Raw genomic sequence first — 15843 nt, 5'->3', positions numbered from 1 at the left:
CGAACGACCGACCCAGGCGCCGCCTCCCCGGGGCGCCCTGACGAGGAAACTCCACGTGATCAGATTCGAAGGCGCGGGAAAGCGCCACCCCGACGGCACGGTCGCCGTCGAGGGCCTGGACCTGGAGGTCCCGACCGGTCGGATAACCGTCCTGGTCGGGCCGTCCGGCTGCGGGAAGACCACCCTGCTGCGCATGGTCAACCGGATGGTCGAACCCACCTCCGGCCGGGTCCTCCTGGACGACACGGACGTCGCGGAGCTGGAGCCCGCCAAGCTGCGCCGGGGCATCGGGTACGTGATCCAGCAGGCCGGGCTCTTCCCGCACCGCAAAGTGATCGACAACATCGCCACCGTGCCGTACCTGCTCGGCTGGGACCGGAAGAAGGCCCGCGCCCGCGCCGCCGAGCTGCTCGAACTGGTCGGGCTCGCGCCGGAGACCGCCAAGCGGTACCCGTTCCAGCTGTCCGGCGGCCAGCAGCAGCGCGTCGGCGTGGCGCGCGCGCTGGCCGCCGACCCGCCGGTACTGCTGATGGACGAACCGTTCAGCGCCGTCGACCCGGTGGTGCGGGCCGGACTGCAGGAGGAGCTGCTGCGGCTCCAGTCCGAGCTGCACAAGACGGTGCTGTTCGTCACCCACGACATCGAGGAGGCCGTCCGGCTCGGCGACCAGGTGGTGGTGCTGCGCGAGCACGGCCGGATCGCCCAGCTGGCCGACCCGCACACCCTGCTGACCACCCCCGCCGACGAGGGCGTGGCCGCCTTCCTCGGGCGCGACCGGGGCCTTCGCGGCCTCGGCCTGCGCCCCGCGAGCGCCGTCGAGCTCCGCCCGGTGGACGGCGGACTCCGCTACGGGGGGTGGGAGTTGGCCCTGGACGACGAGCGCCGCCCGATCGGCTGGATCGACCGCGACGCCGTCACCGCCGAGTTGCACCCGGCGGCCGGCTTCCGCCCGGACGGCGACACGCTGCGCACCGCGCTGGACGCCGCCGTCCTCTCCCCCGCCGGGGTCGCCGTCGCGCTGGACGCCGACGGCCGGGTCAGCGGGACCGCCGACCGCGAGGCCGTCCTCGCCGCGCTGCGGCCGGAAGGCACGGGCGGCTCGACGGCCCTGACGGACCCGACGGCACCGAAGGCACCGAAGGCACCGAAGACCCTCGCGGACCCGAAGCCCCTGACGGACCCGGAGGGCCCGAAGGACGCCAAGGGCACCGACGGAACTGCCGGTACGGACGGAGCCGACGGTGGACGATGAACCGATCGTCCGCTGGTACTGGATCGGCGACCACCTCGGCTACCTCGGCCACCTGCTCGCCGACCACGCCCTGATCGCCCTCGTCCCGGTGCTCATCGGCCTGCTGCTCGCCGTCCCGCTCGGCCTGGCCTGCGCCCGCTACCCCCGGCTGTACCAGCCGCTGTCCGCCGTGTTCAACATCGTCTACGCGCTGCCCTCGCTGGCCGTGTTCGTGGTGCTGATCCCGTACACCGGCCTCGCCACCCAGGCCACCGTGATGATCCCGCTCACCTTCTACGCCCTCGCCGTGCTGCTGCCGACCACCGTGGACGGGCTGCGTGCCGTCCCGGACGCCGTCCGGCAGGCCGCCACCGCGATGGGCTACGGCCCCTGGCACCGCCTGACGTCCGTCGAACTGCCCGCCGCCGTGCCGTACCTGATCGCCGGCCTGCGGGTCGCGGCGGTGTCCAGCATCTCGCTGGCCAGCGTCGGCGCGCTGGTCGGCCGCGGCGGGCTGGGCTACCTGTTCGTGGACGGCTTCCAGCGCACCTTCCCGACCCCGATCGTGGCCGGGATCGTGCTGATCGCCGTCCTCGCGCTGGCCGTCGACGTGGTGCTGGTGGCCGCCCGGCGGCTGCTCGCGCCCTGGGCCGTCCGGGAGAAGGGGGCCGGCTCGTGAGCTGGTTGGACTGGCTGAGCGAGTTCTTCACCGCCCCGGAGCACCGCAGCGGGCCGGACTCGATCGTGCACCGGGTCTCCGAGCACCTGCTGCTCTCCGGCGAGGCGCTGCTGTTCGCCGCACTGCTCGCCGTGCCGCTCGGTCTGCTGATCGGCTACACGGGCCGGGGCGTCACCGTGGTGACCGCGCTCGCGGGCGCCGCCCGCGCCCTGCCCACCCTCGGCCTGGTGACGCTGGCGGTGCTGCTCGCCGGGGTCGGCGACACCGCGGTGCTGGTCCCGCTGGTCGCACTGGCCGCGCCGCCGCTCCTGGTGGCCGCCGTCGAAGGGGTGCGCGGCACCGACCCGGACGTGCGCGACGCCGCGCGCGGTATCGGGCTGACCCACCCCCAGGTGCTGCGGCAGGTCTGCCTGCCGTCGGCCGCGCCGACCCTGCTGGCGGGCTTCCGCACCGCGACCGTGCAGGTGATCGCCACCGCCACGGTGGCCGCCTACGTCGGGCTGGGCGGCCTCGGCCGCTACGTCATCGACGGGCTGGCGACCCGCAAGTACGCCGTCACCGTGGGCGGCGCACTACTGGTGGTGCTGCTCGCGGTCGCCGCCCAGCTGCTCTTCGCCCTGCTCGCCCGGTTCGCGCTCCCGCCCGGGGTGCGCGCCCAGCAGCGGCCCCACTGACTCCGCTTCCCCTCCTCTCCCGTTCCGGAAGGACATCTGTCACCATGTCGACATTCAATCGAAGCCGCCGCGCCGCGGCCCTCGGCGCCCTCGCCGCGCTCGCCCTCGGCGCCACCGCCTGCGGCTCCTCGGGCGGGGACCCGCTCGGCGGCGGTCCGAGCGCCTCGGCCCCGGCGGGCGGCTCGGGCGGCTCCGGGTCGACCGTGGTGGTCGGTTCGGCCAACTTCCCCGAGAACGTCCTGCTCGGATCGATCTACTCGCAGGCCCTCAAGGGCAAGGGCGTCAAGGTCCAGGAGAAGTTCAACATCGGCAGCCGTGAGGTGCTCTACGGGCAGTTGCAGAGCGGCAACCTGACCGTCCTGCCGGAGTACAACGGCTCGCTGCTCGCCTACCTCGACCCCAAGTCCACCGAGGTCACCACCCAGGACGTGAACGCGGCGCTCGCCAAGGCGCTGCCCGCCCCGCTGGGCCTGCTCGACTCCTCCCCGGCCGAGGACAAGGACTCCCTGAGCGTCACCCAGGAGACCGCCGACAAGGACAACCTCAAGAGCATCGCCGACCTCGCCGCCAAGGCCGGCGAGTTCACCATCGGCGGGCCTCCGGAGTTCAAGTCCCGCCGCGAGCAGCAGCTCAAGGACGTCTACGGATTGACGTTCAAGGAGTGGAAGCCCACCGGCGACGCCACCGCGAACGCGCTCAAGGACGGCAGCGTCCAGGTCGGCAACGTGTTCACCACCGACCCGAAGATCGCCCAGTACAAGCTCGTCCCGCTGGCGGACCCGAAGAACATCTTCGGCGCGCAGAACGTCACCCCGCTGGTCTACAAGGCGGGCGTGGACGCGACCGCGACGGCGGCGCTCAACGCGGTGTCGGCGAAGCTGGACACGGCCGGGCTGATGGCCCTGATGAAGCGCGTGTCGGTGGACAAGGAGGACCCGTCGGCGGTCGCCAAGGACTGGCTGAAGTCGAGCGGGATCGGCTGAGGGCCGCCCGGGCCGACGGCACGAGCGCGCGGCACTGCATGAAGGATGGCGGACCGGAGGAACCTCCTCCGGGCCGCCATCCGCGTGCCCGGGGAGCCTTCCCTTCCACGCCGCGAACATGACAGTCTGGGCGCCATGCGCACTCGTCTCCTCGCCGCCACCCTCACGGCACTCGCCGCGGTGAGCCTCGCTGCCTGCTCCAGCTCCGGTTCGGCCTCCGGCTCGGGGCGGCCCGCCTCCGCGGCCGACTCCCCCACCGCCGCCGCCACGGCCGGCACACCCTCCGCCGCCGCCGGCACGCCCGCGGCCACCGCCCCCGGCACGGCCGCCCCCACGGCCGACGGCGGCACCGGCACCCCCGCCCCCGACGCCGGGGCCGCTGACGCCGGCACCCCGGGCGCCCCGGCACCGGCCAAGCCCGCCCCGCCCGCCGACGCCGGACTGCCCGCCAAGCCGGGCGCCGATGCCACGGCCAAGCTGGTCGCCGCACTGGACGCGATCGACCCGGGGATCGTCGGCGGCAAGCCGGACCGGGCCGTGGACCGGGCGCGCAACCAGTGCCAGTCGATCTACCAGTTCCCCAAGGACAAGCAGAAGCTGGTCGACCTGGCCAACCAGCGCTTCACCTCCGCCGACCACCCGCAGGGCTTCGGGCCGGAGGCCTCCGCCAAGATCAACGAGGCGCTGCTCGCCACGCTCTGCCCGCCGTCCCGCTGATCCCACGGCCCGTCGGCCCGTCGACTCGCCCGGCACGCCCGGCACGCCGGGGCCTCCCGGCCCTCGGTGCCCGGATCGACAGGCCTTCTGGTCGCCGGCCGCCGACCTGCGGCACCATGAACCGCCCGGTGTCCTGAGCGCCGGGCCGCCGTGGCCGCGCCCCTTCCCGGGTGCGCGGCCACGGTCTTCTCGTCTCCGGAACGGGCCCCGCCCACCGCGTACCCGCCCCCTGCGCGTCGCCACCCGCCGTCCGCCCCCTTCCGCCGTGCGGGCCGTATGCTGACGAACTGTTAGGTCTCTTGACAGACCAGTGGTCTAGTCCAAACATAAGCATGTCGATCCGACCGGGATGCACTGTGGGGGTGTGACCACCGGCGGCTGAGGCACTGCCCTGCCATGCTCCGCACCACCCCCGCTCCGTACGGCGCGCGCACCCGCACGCCGCCCGCGTCCACGCGAGCCGGTGGGCCGTCGCACGCCCGCACCCGCACCCCCGCAGTCCCGCACCCCCGTACTCCCGACATCCGACCCGGCCCCAGGCCCCCGGCCGACCCCACACGGCCACCGCCCGGACCGGTCGGAGATCCCCAACGTCCTGCCCCACCAAGTCTGTTGGAGAATCCATGCGCCTCCGCCGAACAGTCCAGGCCGTGCTGACGGCCTGCGCCACGCTGGCCGCCTCGGCCGGCCTGGTCGCCGCCGGGACGAGCTCCGCCCAGGCCGCCACCCCGCTTCCCAGCCGGGTCTTCGCCCCCTACTTCGAGGCCTGGACCGGCCAGAGCCCGGCCCAGCTGGCCGCGCAGTCCGGCGCCAAGCACCTGACCATGGCGTTCCTCCAGACCGCCACCAAGGGCTCCTGCACGCCGTACTGGAACGGCGACTCCTCCATGCCGGTGTCCTCCTCGACCTTCGGCGCGGACATCGCCACCATCCGCGCCAACGGCGGGGACGTCATCCCGTCCTTCGGCGGCTACACCGCCGACAACACCGGCACCGAGCTGGCCGACAGCTGCACCGACGTCAACCAGATCGCGGCCGCCTTCGAGAACGTGATCACCACCTACGACGTCAGCCGGATCGACCTCGACATCGAGGACAACTCGCTGACCAACAGCGGCGGGATCGACCGCCGCAACAAGGCGATCAAGCTCGTGCAGGACTGGGCCGCCACCAAGGGCCGGACCATCCAGTTCTCCTACACCCTGCCGACCACCACCTCCGGGCTGGCCGACAGCGGCCTCGCGGTGCTGCGCAACGCGGTCAGCAACAACGCGCGGATCGACGTCGTCAACATGATGACCTTCGACTACTACGACAACGCCACCCACGACATGGCGGCCGACACCCAGACCTCCGCGCAGGGCCTCTACAACCAGTTGGCGAAGCTCTACCCCTCCAAGACGCCGGCCCAGCTGTGGGGTTCGATCGGGATCACCGAGATGATCGGTGTCGACGACTTCGGCCCGGCCGAGACCTTCACCCTGGCCAACGCCAACACCGTGTACAACTGGGCGGTCTCCAAGGGCATCAACACGCTGTCCTTCTGGGCCCTCCAGCGCGACAACGGCGGCTGCCCGGGCACCAAGGGCAACGACAACTGCTCCGGGATCGCCCAGAACACCTGGGACTTCACCCACATCTTCGCGCCGTTCACCAGCGGCTCGACGGTGAACAACGACTTCTCGGTGTCGGTCAGCCCCAACTCCGCCACGGTCGCGGCCGGTTCGTCCACCTCGGCGACCATCGCGACGGCCGTGACGGCGGGCTCGGCGCAGAACGTCAACCTCACGGTCAGCGGCGCGCCGGCCGGCGTCACCGCCACCGTCACCCCCGGCAGCGTCACCGCCGGCAGCAGCGCCACGCTGAACATCAGCACCGCCTCCTCGGTGACGCCCGGCAGCTACCCGATCACGGTCACCGGCGCGGCGGCCTCCGGCAGCCACACCGGCACGTTCACCCTGAACGTCACCGGCACCCAGCCGGGCAACGACTTCTCCGTCGCCGTCAACCCGAACGCCGGTACGGTCGCGGCCGGTTCGTCCACCTCGGCGACGGTCTCGACGGCCGTGACGGCGGGCTCGGCGCAGAACGTCAGCCTCGCGGTCATCAGCGTCCCGCTGGTCGGCATCAACGCCTCCGTCACCCCCGGCAGCGTCACCACCGGCAACAGCGCCACGCTCAACATCAGCACCACCTCGACCGCGACGCCGGGCACCTACCAGCTCGGGGTCACCGCCACCGGGCCGTCCGGCAGCCACACCGCGACCTACACGCTGACCGTCACCGGGACCGCCCCGGCGACCGGCCTGGTCAACGGTGACCTGGAGAGCGGCACCCTGGCCCCGTGGACCTGCCAGAGCGGCGGCGCCGTGGTCTCCACCCCGGTCCACGGCGGCTCCAAGGCGCTGCAGGCCGCGGCCACCGCCGCGCAGACCGGCGAGTGCTCGCAGACCGTGACGCTGAAGCCCAACACCAGCTACACCCTGAGCGGCTGGGTGCAGGGCAGCTACGCCTACGTGGGCGTCAGCGGCGGGGCCACCGCCAGCGCCTGGACCAGCTCCTCCGGCTGGACCAAGCTGTCCGTCCCCTTCACCACCGGCGCCAACGGCACCGTCACCGTGTACCTGCACGGCTGGTACGGCCAGGGCAACGTGTACGGGGACGACTTCTCGATCGCCTGAGCCGGGCTCGGGTGACGAGTAACCGATGACAGATGACAGCTGACAGATTTCAACATCTGTCAGCTGTCATCTGTTTACCGTTGGCTGGCTTCCGTTCGCGGGCTCCTGTTCGCGGACTTCCCTTCGCGCGAGCAGTCGTCCGGCCGCCCGCCCGCCCCCTGTCAGCCGCCCACCGCCCGCATCCGCTCCGGCCGGCACAACGCCAGGTAGGCCGCCGTCGCCAGCACCCCGCAGACCAGGACCACCAGCGCCAGCAGGACCGCCGACGGCCGCCCGCCGAGGCTGCTCAGCGGCGCGACCACCGCACCGCACAGGAAGTTGCCCGTCCCCAGCAGCGCCGCCGCGGTCCCCGCCACCTGCGGCTCGACCAGGCCGAGCGCCTGGGCGGCGGTGTTCGGCAGCAGCACCCCCAGGCTGCCCATCATCACGAACAGCGGCGGGCAGAACCCGGCCAGCCCGAAGTCCCACACCGTGGTCAGCAGCACCAGCGCCACCCCCGCCGCGACCGCCGCCGCGAGGCTGCCCAGCATCAGCGCCCGCTGGGTGAAGCGCGGCGCCAGCAGGCGCCCGTTCACCTGGGTCATCACCACGATCGCGAACGAGTTCAGCCCGAACAGCAGGCTGTAGGTCTGCGGCGAGACCTGGTACACGTGCTGGAGCACCGTCGACGACCCGCTGATGTAGCCGAAGAGCGCCCCGAAGGCCAGGGAGCTGGTCAGCGCCAGGCCGAGGAACGGCAGGTTGCGCAGCAGCCGCCCCATCGTCCGCAGGGCCGCGCCCACCCCGCCGCGGTCCCGGGTCTCCGGCGGCAGCGTCTCGCGCAGCATCCCGAACGAGACCAGGGTGAGCAGCAGCCCGAGCGCCGTGAGCACGCCGAAGGTGCCGCGCCACGAGGTGAACCGCATCAGCTGCGCACCGATGATCGGGGCGAGGATCGGTGCCAGCCCGGATATCAGGGCGATCGAGGCGAGGAAACGCAGCAGCGCGACGCCCTGGAAGCGGTCCCGGGAGACGGCCCGTCCGATCACCAGACCGGCGGAGCCCGCCGCACCCTGGACGAAGCGGGCGGCGATCAGCACCGGCAGGTTCGGCGCGACCACGCACACCACGCTGGACAGGGTGTAGAGGACGAGCCCCGCGAGCAGCGGCAGGCGGCGCCCGTAGCGGTCACTGAGCGGCCCGAAGAACAGCTGCCCGACCGCGACCCCGAACATCGAGAAGGTCAGGGTGAGCTGGACGGCGGCCGGCTGGGCGGCCAGGTCGTCGGCGATCGCGGGCAGGCTCGGCAGGTAGAGGTCGGTGGTGAGCGGGCCGAGCGCGGCGAGGCCGCCGAGGACGGTGATCACGGCCCCGCCGGTACGGGCCCGGCCGACGGCGGGCGCGGGTGCGGGCTCGCCGGGTGTGTCGGAGGCGGCGGAGGTTGCGGCAGTGGCGGCGGACGCGGGGGCGGCAGCGGCGGCAGCGGTCGACGTGTCGTCGGTGGGGCCGACGGTCGGGCCGGGCATGGTTCTCCTAACGGACGGGCGGGCGCGGGGTTCGTTCGCGCTCCGTCCTACCGCAGCACCGTCCGGTTCCGACAGCGGGGGTGCGTGCTGTTCGACCGTGCGGGCGTGTACGGGCGGCTCGACCGCCGCCGGTTTCCCGCCCGCGCACGACGGCGGCCCGCCCGCACCCTCCGGTGCGCGACGGGCCGTTCGCTTCCCTGCCGGGAGTGCCCGGCAGTGCCCCGCCGTGCCCGGCACTGCCCCGGGGTGCCCCGGCGCACCCAGGCGTGCCCCGGAGCGGGCAGGGGCCGCCGGGGCGGGTCGGCCGGGCTCAGCGCTTGGCGACCTGCTCAGCGCGCAGCGCCGCCTGCACCGCCGCGCCGTCCTGCCAGGCGTAGAGCTGGTTGCCGCTCAGTGCGACGTTGTAGTGCCCGCAGGTGCCGGTGGCCTTGGAGGCGACGTTCTCGGGGAACCAGCCGGCCTTGAGCGACTCCGGCACCGGGTGCGCGCTCTTGCCCGGCAGCCCCGCCGTGCAGCCCACGGGCAGCCGCCCCTCCGGGAGGGTGGCGCGCAGCAGGCGGTCGTCGCCCGTGGTGGACATCAGGTACTTCACCCCGGAGGCGTTGTCGGGCAGCCAGTCCGGCATCGACCGGCGGTCCGCCTTGGCCTGGGTGCCGGTCTCGTAGGAGGCCTGCTGCTGGTGGTGCTCGTCGTACCAGTCGGACACCCGCGGGCCGATGGCCACGGCCGCCACGGCGACGGCCATGCCGGTGCCCGCGACCCCCAGCGCGACCTTGCTCACGATGCCCTTCATGCCCGACTGTCCTCTCCGTGTCGTGACGGGTGCGGCCGCGGCCGCTCGTCTCCACTGTCGGCGGCCACCCCCACGGCGCCACCGGGCCGGGCGGCGGCTTCCGCCGTCCGGTGTAACCATCGTGGCCCGTCCCGACCCGTCGGATCGTCACCACCAGGTCGAGATCTCGTCTCCGACCCACGGGGTATCTCCTCCACCTTCAGGCGTACGTCTTTCGGCGGAGACCCCCGGAGACCCCCAGAACCGCGGCTCCGGGCCCCTCGGGTTCGGGTACGTGCCACTCCGGCGCTCAGGTTGGCATGCCCGGGTCGAGCACGGCCCGAGCCCCGATCGAGCCTCGCTCAAGCCCGGCGGTACCGCAGCCCGGCCTGCTGCACCCGGAGCACCGGCGCACGGCTCGCGCCCGCCGGCACCGCTTGCGCACCGGAGCCTCCCGCACGGCTCGCGCCCGCCGGCACCGCTTGCGCACCGGAGCCTCCCGCACGGGTCGCCTCCCGCGCCGGGCCGTTCCGCGCCGGGCCGTTCCGCAGTGGTCGCCGCCCGGAGCGCCCGGGGTCAGTGCGACGCCGCCACCACGGGCCGGGCCACCGGGAACGGCCGGCCGTCGAGGGTCCAGTGCGGGTCGATCGGGCGCAGCAGGGAGGCGTACACCTGCGCGGCGACGTCCGGGTGGCGGATCTCGCCGGCGGGCGGACCGGCCGGGATGTCGTGCCCCGCGCAGGCGACCCAGGCCGTCCGCTCCTCGACCGTACGGCCGCCGTGGCCGCCGGCGTCCACGTGCCCGTGGTCGGTGACGACGATGACCGTCCACTGCTCCTCGGCGTGGGTCGACCGGCCGCGGACGGCGTCCAGCAGGCGGCCGAGGCGCTCGTCGGCGGTGCGCATGGACGCGCGGTACTCGTCGCCGCAGCCCAGGAAGTGGGCGGTCTCGTCGACGGCGCCGAGGTAGACGAAGGAGGCCTCCGGGTCGGCGGTGCCGAGGACGTGGACGGCCTCCCGGGTGACCTCCTCGTCCACCGCTTCCCAGGCCTCGGGGGTGTCCTCGGCGGGGGCCACGTAGGACAGCCGGCCGGGGGCGCGGAACAGCGGGCCGCCGGACTCGTTGATCATCAGCGGGTCCCAGCCGGCCGCGACGAAGGTGCGGCGGCGGTCGCCGCGCGCGAGGCGGGTGGCGAAGTCGGGGAACACGTCGAGCCGGTTGCCGCCCAGGTGGTTGCCCCAGACCCCGTGCTTGGCGGGCTCCACGCCGGTCACGATGGTGGCCCAGCACGGTCCGGACATGGTGGGCGTGGTATCCGCGACGGTGACCGGCACCAGGAACCCGGCCTCGGCGACCTCCCGCAGGCGCGGCATCGGCACCTGCGCCAGGTAGTCGTGGCGGACGCCGTCGATCCCGACGACGAGCACGCGGGGGCGGGGCCACTGGGCAGCGGACATGGCGGGGGTTCCTTTCGGTCGTGCACACCCGGCCGCGCCCGCCGAGGGCGCCGCCGACCGCGCCATGCTTCACCTGCCGCCGTACCGGCCGGCGTCGCACCGTCGAACGGAAGGTGTCCGCGGGGTGTCGGAAGCGGAGGGTCCGCAGGTGGGCTGCCGGTGCGGGGCCGACGGGGTCAGCCCGCCGCCGGGCGGAACTCGTGGACGACCTCGATGCGGCCGACGAGGTGCCGGTTGAACTCCTCCAGCTCCTCGGCGGGCACCCAGAGCTCGAGGATCGTCCGGCCGCCGGCCTGCCGCACGGGGTAGCGGGCGAGGAAGGCGGTGTCGACCTCGAAGCGGGTGACGTAGCCGACGCCGGAGGCCGGCACGTTCCAGTCCCGGGCGATCCGGATCGCGTAGTCCTCGTCGAGGACGGGGTAGAAGATCGGCTGCTCGGGCAGGCGGGGCGGCCAGGCACGCCGGTCGGCCGCCACGACCAGCGCCAGCTCCTCGGGGCCGGTGGGGCGCCAGAGGGTGGTGGTCGGGGGCGGCGTGGGGGTGTACGGGCCGGTGGACACGACGGGGACGGTAGCCGGGCCGCGACGGGCCCGGCCACCGGTTTTCCCGGCCGGGCGGTCCGGGCGGCGGCCCGTCAGCGGTAGGCGGCCTCGCCGGTGATGGCCTCGCCGAGGACCAGGGTGTGGATCTCGCTGGTGCCCTCGTAGGTGAGCACCGACTCCAGGTTGTTGGCGTGCCGCAGCACCGGGTACTCGGTCGTGATGCCGTTGGCGCCGAGGACGGTCCGGGCGCTGCGGGCGATCTCCAGCGCGGTGCGGACGTTGTTGAGCTTGCCGAAGCTGACGTGCGGCGGGCGGGCCGCGCCCTTCTCCTTGAGCCGGCCGATCCGCAGGGCGACCAGGTAGGCCTTCTCGACCTCCAGCATCATCTCGACCAGCTTCTGCTGGGTCAGCTGGAAGCCCGCGATCGGGCGGTCGAACTGGATCCGGCTCTTGGCGTAGTCCAGAGCGGCGGTGTAGCAGTCGCGGGCGGCGCCGACGGTGCCCCAGAGGATGCCGTAGCGGGCCTCGTTGAGGGAGGAGAGCGGTCCGCGCAGGCCGACCACCCCGGGCAGGACGGCGTCGGCGGGCAGCACCACGTCGTCGAAGGCCAGCTCGCTGGTGACGGAGGCCCGCAGCGAGAGCTTGCCGTGCACGTCGGTGGCGGTCAGGCCGCGGGTGCCGCGCTCGACCAGGAAGCCGCGCACGCCCTCCTCGGTCTGCGCCCAGACCACGGCGACGTCGGCGATGCTGCCGTTGGTGATCCACATCTTGGTGCCGGACAGCACCCAGTCGCCGCCCTCGCCGCCCTTGCGCACCGCCCGGGTGCGCATGTTGGCCGGGTCCGAGCCGAAGTCCGGCTCGGTGAGGCCGAAGCAGCCGATCAGTTCACCGGCGGCCATGCCGGGCAGCCAGCGCCGCTTCTGCTCCTCGGAGCCGAAGGCGTGGATCGAGCGCATGGCGAGCGAGCCCTGGACGGAGACGAAGCTGCGCAGCCCCGAGTCCGCCGCCTCCAGCTCCATGCAGGCCACCCCGTACGCCACCGCGTCGGCGCCCGCACAGCCGTAGCCGTCGAGGTGCATGCCGAGCACACCCAGGGCGCCGAGCTCGGGGGCGAGCTCGCGGGCCGGGAAGGCCCCGCGCTCGAACCACTCGCCGATGTGCGGGCGGATGCGCTCCTCGGTGAACCGGCGGACGGTGTCGCGGACCAGCCGCTCCTCGTCGGAGAGCAGGTCGCCGACGGCGAGCAGGTCGGCCGGGTCGATCCGGGTCGGCTTCGCCATGGAGACTCCTTGTACGGTCGGCGGAACGCGGAATACCGGCGAGTATTCCGCACCCGGCCATCTGGCGGACCGGCACGAACGAGTGAGGATGACGACATGTCCGACGGCACGTACACGGTCGCCGAGGCGACGGCCCAGGAGTTGGACGGAGCGGCGGAGGAGTTCGCCGGGCTGCTGGTGGAGACCGTGCACGACGGTGCCTCGGTCGGGTTCCTCGCCCCGTTGCCACCGGACGAGGCGGCGGCGTGGTGGCGGACGCTCGGCCCGGACGTCGCGGCCGGCCGGCTGGTGGTGTGGACCGCCCGGCACCGGGCCGACGGACGGCTCGCCGGCACCGTGCAGCTGCGGCCGGCCACCGCCGCGAACGGCCGCCACCGGGGCGAGGTCGCCAAGCTGATGGTGCACCCGGCGGACCGCGGGCACCGGCTGGCCGGGCGGCTGCTGGCCGCGCTGGAGGAGCGGGCGGTGGAGCTGGGCATCCGGCTGCTGGTGCTGGACACCGAGACGGGCAGCCCGGCCGAGCGGCTGTACGAGGGGGCGGGCTGGACCCGGGTCGGCTCGGTGCCGGACTTCGCGGCCGACCCGACGGGCGCGCTCCGGCCGACCACCATCTTCTTCAAGTCGCCGTCGGGCCAGGGGCAGGAGAAGGTCTGAGACGGACCGCGAAGCCACGGGAGCAGGAGCAGCACATGGCACGTTGGGCGCTGGTCGTCGAGGAGACGGTGGGTACCGGCAACGACCGGACCTGGGGCAGCAAAGTGCTCGCCGAGGTCGAGGGCAGCCGCGAGGAGGCCGTCGACGAGCTGAGGCGGCTCGTCCCCTCCTACACTCCGCAGCACCCCTTCAACAGCCGTCGGCGGACGCTGCTCCGGGACGGGGACACCTACCTGCTGATCTCCCAGGGGAGCCTGCGCGACTACCACTGCGTGTTCAGGGTGTGGGAGCTGCTGTGGGACAGCAAGCGGCCGGAGGTGCAGGCGGATCGGCTGGCCGAGGGGGACGGGGAGTACGGGGGCGCCGCGAACGGATGACGGCCGACGGGGCCACGGCTAACGGATGACAGCTGACAGATTTCAAACTCTGTTATCTGTCATCCGTCGGCTGTCCGCTGTCATCCCTCGCCCCATCCCGCCCAGGCGCGCCCTACGTCAACAGGCCGTCCAGGAAGGGGTTCCCGAACACCCGGTGCGGATCGTGGCGGTCCAGCACGGCGACCGCCTCGTCCCAGCCGGGCCCGCCGCCGGCCCGCAGGCTGTCGGGGATGACCCGGCCGATCAGGTCGGGATCGGCCCAGCCCGCGGTGTCGGTGTAGGCCCAGCCCTTGGACCATTCGACCCGCAGCCCGGCCCGGGTGCCGTCGAAGGTGCGCAGCAGCCACTGCTCCGACTCCCTGGCGAAGCGCTCCAGCCCGGGCGTGCCGGGGAAGGCGAGCACGTCCAGCCAGACGGCCGTGTCCCACGCGGGGCGGTCGGCGCGCGGGCGCAGCGCGGACAGCAGCGGGGGCCGGGCGCCGGGGACGCCGCAGGAGGCCGGGTCGTCCAGGCCGGTGACCCGGATCTCCACCGCTCCGTTCACCGGGAACTCCCCCCTGGCACGGTAGGCGGCGAGCAACTCGCGGTAGTAGGCGGCGAATTCGCTCACCACCCACTGGAGGTCGGCGCGCCTGGTGAGGATCGCGTAGCCGTTGGCGGTGACCCGCAGGGTGGTCGGGCGGACGTAGTGGAGCAGGGCGCGGGAGGGGCCCCAGAGGTCGGAGTGGAGTCCGCCCGCGAGCAGGTGGGTGAGCACGTCGCCGCCGAGCAGCCCGCGCAGCAGGTCGCCGGAGAGCAGGAGGTCGGTGAGGTCGCCGGTGAGCCCCAGCTTCGCGACCAGGTACTGGAGTTGGCCGAACAGCGGGGCCGAGGCCCAGGCCCCCTTGACGATCTCCCCGGCGAGCCGGGCGACCGGTTCCGGGATGCTGTCCGAGAAGGGGTAGTTGTAGGGGTGGTCGACGGCGAGGGAGGCGATCGGCTTGGTCGGGGTGATGGTCCAGGTCTTGAGCCAGGGGTACTCGGTGTAGGCGAACCAGATCGCCTCGACCCGGCCGTCGCGGTCCACGAAGTCGGCGAGGGTGCGCGGGCCTCCCCCGCCGCCGGGGATGCCGCCCAGCACTCCCCCGGGGACACCGCCCCCACCGGTGCCCGGCCCGGCACCTGCCCCCGGGCCCGGGCGGGCGAAGAGCTCGCTCGCCGGGATGTCGAGCCGGCTGACGCAGCGCAGCGGGCGGTCGGCGCCGGCCCGCAGCACCACCTCGGTGAGGAAGGCGCGGCCCAGGTGCACGAGGAAGGCCGCGCTGTCGGCCTCGGAGCGGTCGAGGGTGCGCAGCGTGTAGCGGCCGGTGGACGGGTCGAGGACGACGGCGGTGAGCCGGACCACCTGGTTGCTGACCGAGCCGTAGCCGTGCCCCTCCGGCCGGACCTCCCCGGCGGCCGGGACGGCGGTGCCGTGGCCGCCGATGGCGAGCACGCCGCCGACGGTGATCTCGCCGGGGGCCGGGCAGGCGGTCAGGCCGAGGCCGCGGTCGGCCAGGTGGGCGAGCAGGGCCTCCATGGTGGCGCCGGTCTGCACCCGGACGGTGCCGGGCGAGTCGGCGCTGATGGCGGTCAGGTGCCGACTGGTGTCCAGGAGCAGGACCCTGGCGCTCTCCGGGGTCCCGGCGGCGACGGTGAGCGGCGCCCAGGTGTGCCGGTAGCCGGAGGCGCGCAGCCGCCAGCCGTTGGCGTGCGCCCAGTCGGCCAGGGCCGGGACCTCCTCCGGGGTCCGGGGCGCGCAGGTCCACAGCTGGTCGGTGCGGATCTCGCCGGACCAGTTCTGGAAGACCCGCTGGTAGAGCTCGGTGCCGGCGGGCAGCCCGGGCGGTACGGGCGCGGCGGCCGCGGCGCTGTCCGGGCCGATGGTGCCGCGCAGCAGCCAGGCCGCGCCGCCGAGCAGCGCCGACGCGCCCAGCAGTCGGCGCCGGGTGAGGCCGCCGGGGGTGCTCCGCCCGGCTCCCTCCGGGTCTTCCGGGCCATCCGGGCCTTCCGAGGTGGCGGCGGCCTCCGTACGGGCGTCCGCCCGGGTCCTGGTGGGCGCCACCCCCTCCGCTGCCGCCCCGACGCCGGTTCCGCCCGTCGGACCGCGTCCTGTGGTCATCCGTCCGTCCCCCTCGCACTGGTCGCCCGGAGCCGGGCTGCGGCGATCCGGGCCGGCCGGATTCCGCCCGGCCCGGTCTGGAGCGTAGGGAGGGGTGCACGACCGTTTGAGGCGCCTGCCGCCGATCTCACTCCTTCGGGTGAGATCGGC

General features: G+C 73.9%; 14 protein-coding genes. 8 read left to right on the top strand and 6 right to left on the bottom strand.

The genetic code is table 11. The features are described from left to right. The first annotated feature begins 55 nt into the window (after positions 1-55). The 6 genes from ACH5AR_RS01165 to ACH5AR_RS01140 all read left to right on the top strand — a co-directional run bounded on the left by ACH5AR_RS01165 (position 56) and on the right by ACH5AR_RS01140 (position 6965). Complete coding sequence (locus tag ACH5AR_RS01165) at positions 56-1252, top strand: ABC transporter ATP-binding protein (protein WP_396299257.1); 1197 nt, start codon at positions 56-58, stop codon at positions 1250-1252. After that, positions 1242-1910 (top strand): ABC transporter permease, encoded by a 669-nt coding sequence (locus ACH5AR_RS01160; RefSeq protein WP_396299256.1) that lies wholly within the window; start codon positions 1242-1244, stop codon positions 1908-1910. The genes ACH5AR_RS01165 and ACH5AR_RS01160 overlap by 11 nt, the downstream gene beginning before the upstream one ends. Next, a complete protein-coding gene (locus ACH5AR_RS01155) occupies positions 1907-2584 on the top strand; it encodes an ABC transporter permease (RefSeq protein ID WP_396299255.1) in 678 nt (225 codons plus the stop codon). Before ACH5AR_RS01160 ends, ACH5AR_RS01155 begins: the two co-directional genes overlap by 4 nt. A gap of 44 nt (positions 2585-2628) precedes the next feature. Further along, positions 2629-3567, top strand: coding sequence for an ABC transporter substrate-binding protein (locus tag ACH5AR_RS01150; RefSeq protein ID WP_396299254.1), 939 nt, complete (start codon positions 2629-2631; stop codon positions 3565-3567). A 135-nt stretch (positions 3568-3702) separates the two neighbouring features. After that, positions 3703-4284 carry a hypothetical protein gene (locus ACH5AR_RS01145; RefSeq protein WP_396299253.1) on the top strand — a complete coding sequence of 194 codons (582 nt, stop codon included), beginning with the start codon at positions 3703-3705 and terminating at the stop codon, positions 4282-4284. 623 nt (positions 4285-4907) lie between these two features. Then, positions 4908-6965 carry a glycosyl hydrolase family 18 protein gene (locus ACH5AR_RS01140; RefSeq protein WP_396299252.1) on the top strand — a complete coding sequence of 686 codons (2058 nt, stop codon included), beginning with the start codon at positions 4908-4910 and terminating at the stop codon, positions 6963-6965. A 161-nt stretch (positions 6966-7126) separates the two neighbouring features. Here ACH5AR_RS01140 and ACH5AR_RS01135 read toward each other — a convergent pair whose 3' ends face one another. From ACH5AR_RS01135 to ACH5AR_RS01115, 5 genes are all read right to left on the bottom strand, one after another. Continuing rightward, positions 7127-8470, bottom strand: a complete 1344-nt coding sequence (locus ACH5AR_RS01135; RefSeq protein WP_396299251.1) for a multidrug effflux MFS transporter — start codon at positions 8468-8470, stop codon at positions 7127-7129. A gap of 310 nt (positions 8471-8780) precedes the next feature. Beyond that, positions 8781-9263 carry a hypothetical protein gene (locus ACH5AR_RS01130; RefSeq protein WP_396299250.1) on the bottom strand — a complete coding sequence of 161 codons (483 nt, stop codon included), beginning with the start codon at positions 9261-9263 and terminating at the stop codon, positions 8781-8783. A gap of 555 nt (positions 9264-9818) precedes the next feature. Then, on the bottom strand, positions 9819-10700 hold the full coding sequence (locus tag ACH5AR_RS01125; protein WP_396299249.1) for an alkaline phosphatase family protein: 882 nt from the start codon (positions 10698-10700) through the stop codon (positions 9819-9821). 176 nt (positions 10701-10876) lie between these two features. Beyond that, positions 10877-11260 carry an ADP-ribosylation/crystallin J1 gene (locus ACH5AR_RS01120; RefSeq protein WP_396299248.1) on the bottom strand — a complete coding sequence of 128 codons (384 nt, stop codon included), beginning with the start codon at positions 11258-11260 and terminating at the stop codon, positions 10877-10879. Positions 11261-11334: 74 nt separating this feature from the next. After that, complete coding sequence (locus ACH5AR_RS01115; RefSeq protein WP_396299247.1) at positions 11335-12522, bottom strand: acyl-CoA dehydrogenase family protein; 1188 nt, start codon at positions 12520-12522, stop codon at positions 11335-11337. 96 nt (positions 12523-12618) lie between these two features. Between ACH5AR_RS01115 and ACH5AR_RS01110 the strand changes: the two genes are divergently transcribed. Both ACH5AR_RS01110 and ACH5AR_RS01105 read left to right on the top strand, forming a co-directional pair. Then, positions 12619-13176, top strand: coding sequence for a GNAT family N-acetyltransferase (locus ACH5AR_RS01110; RefSeq protein ID WP_396299246.1), 558 nt, complete (start codon positions 12619-12621; stop codon positions 13174-13176). A 35-nt stretch (positions 13177-13211) separates the two neighbouring features. Then, the gene (locus ACH5AR_RS01105; RefSeq protein WP_396299245.1) at positions 13212-13553 is read left to right on the top strand and encodes a hypothetical protein; all 342 of its coding nucleotides are present in this window, start codon (positions 13212-13214) and stop codon (positions 13551-13553) included. 112 nt (positions 13554-13665) lie between these two features. Here ACH5AR_RS01105 and ACH5AR_RS01100 read toward each other — a convergent pair whose 3' ends face one another. Beyond that, on the bottom strand, positions 13666-15693 hold the full coding sequence (locus tag ACH5AR_RS01100; protein ID WP_396299244.1) for a cholesterol oxidase substrate-binding domain-containing protein: 2028 nt from the start codon (positions 15691-15693) through the stop codon (positions 13666-13668). Positions 15694-15843: the final 150 nt, after the last annotated feature.

Origin of the sequence: Kitasatospora sp. NPDC018619 (genome assembly GCF_044391605.1) — a bacterium.
In the GTDB taxonomy this organism is placed as follows: Bacteria; Actinomycetota; Actinomycetes; order Streptomycetales; family Streptomycetaceae; genus Kitasatospora.
Note: the sequence above shows the minus strand (reverse complement) of the source record. Positions and strands in the feature narration are given on the sequence as shown.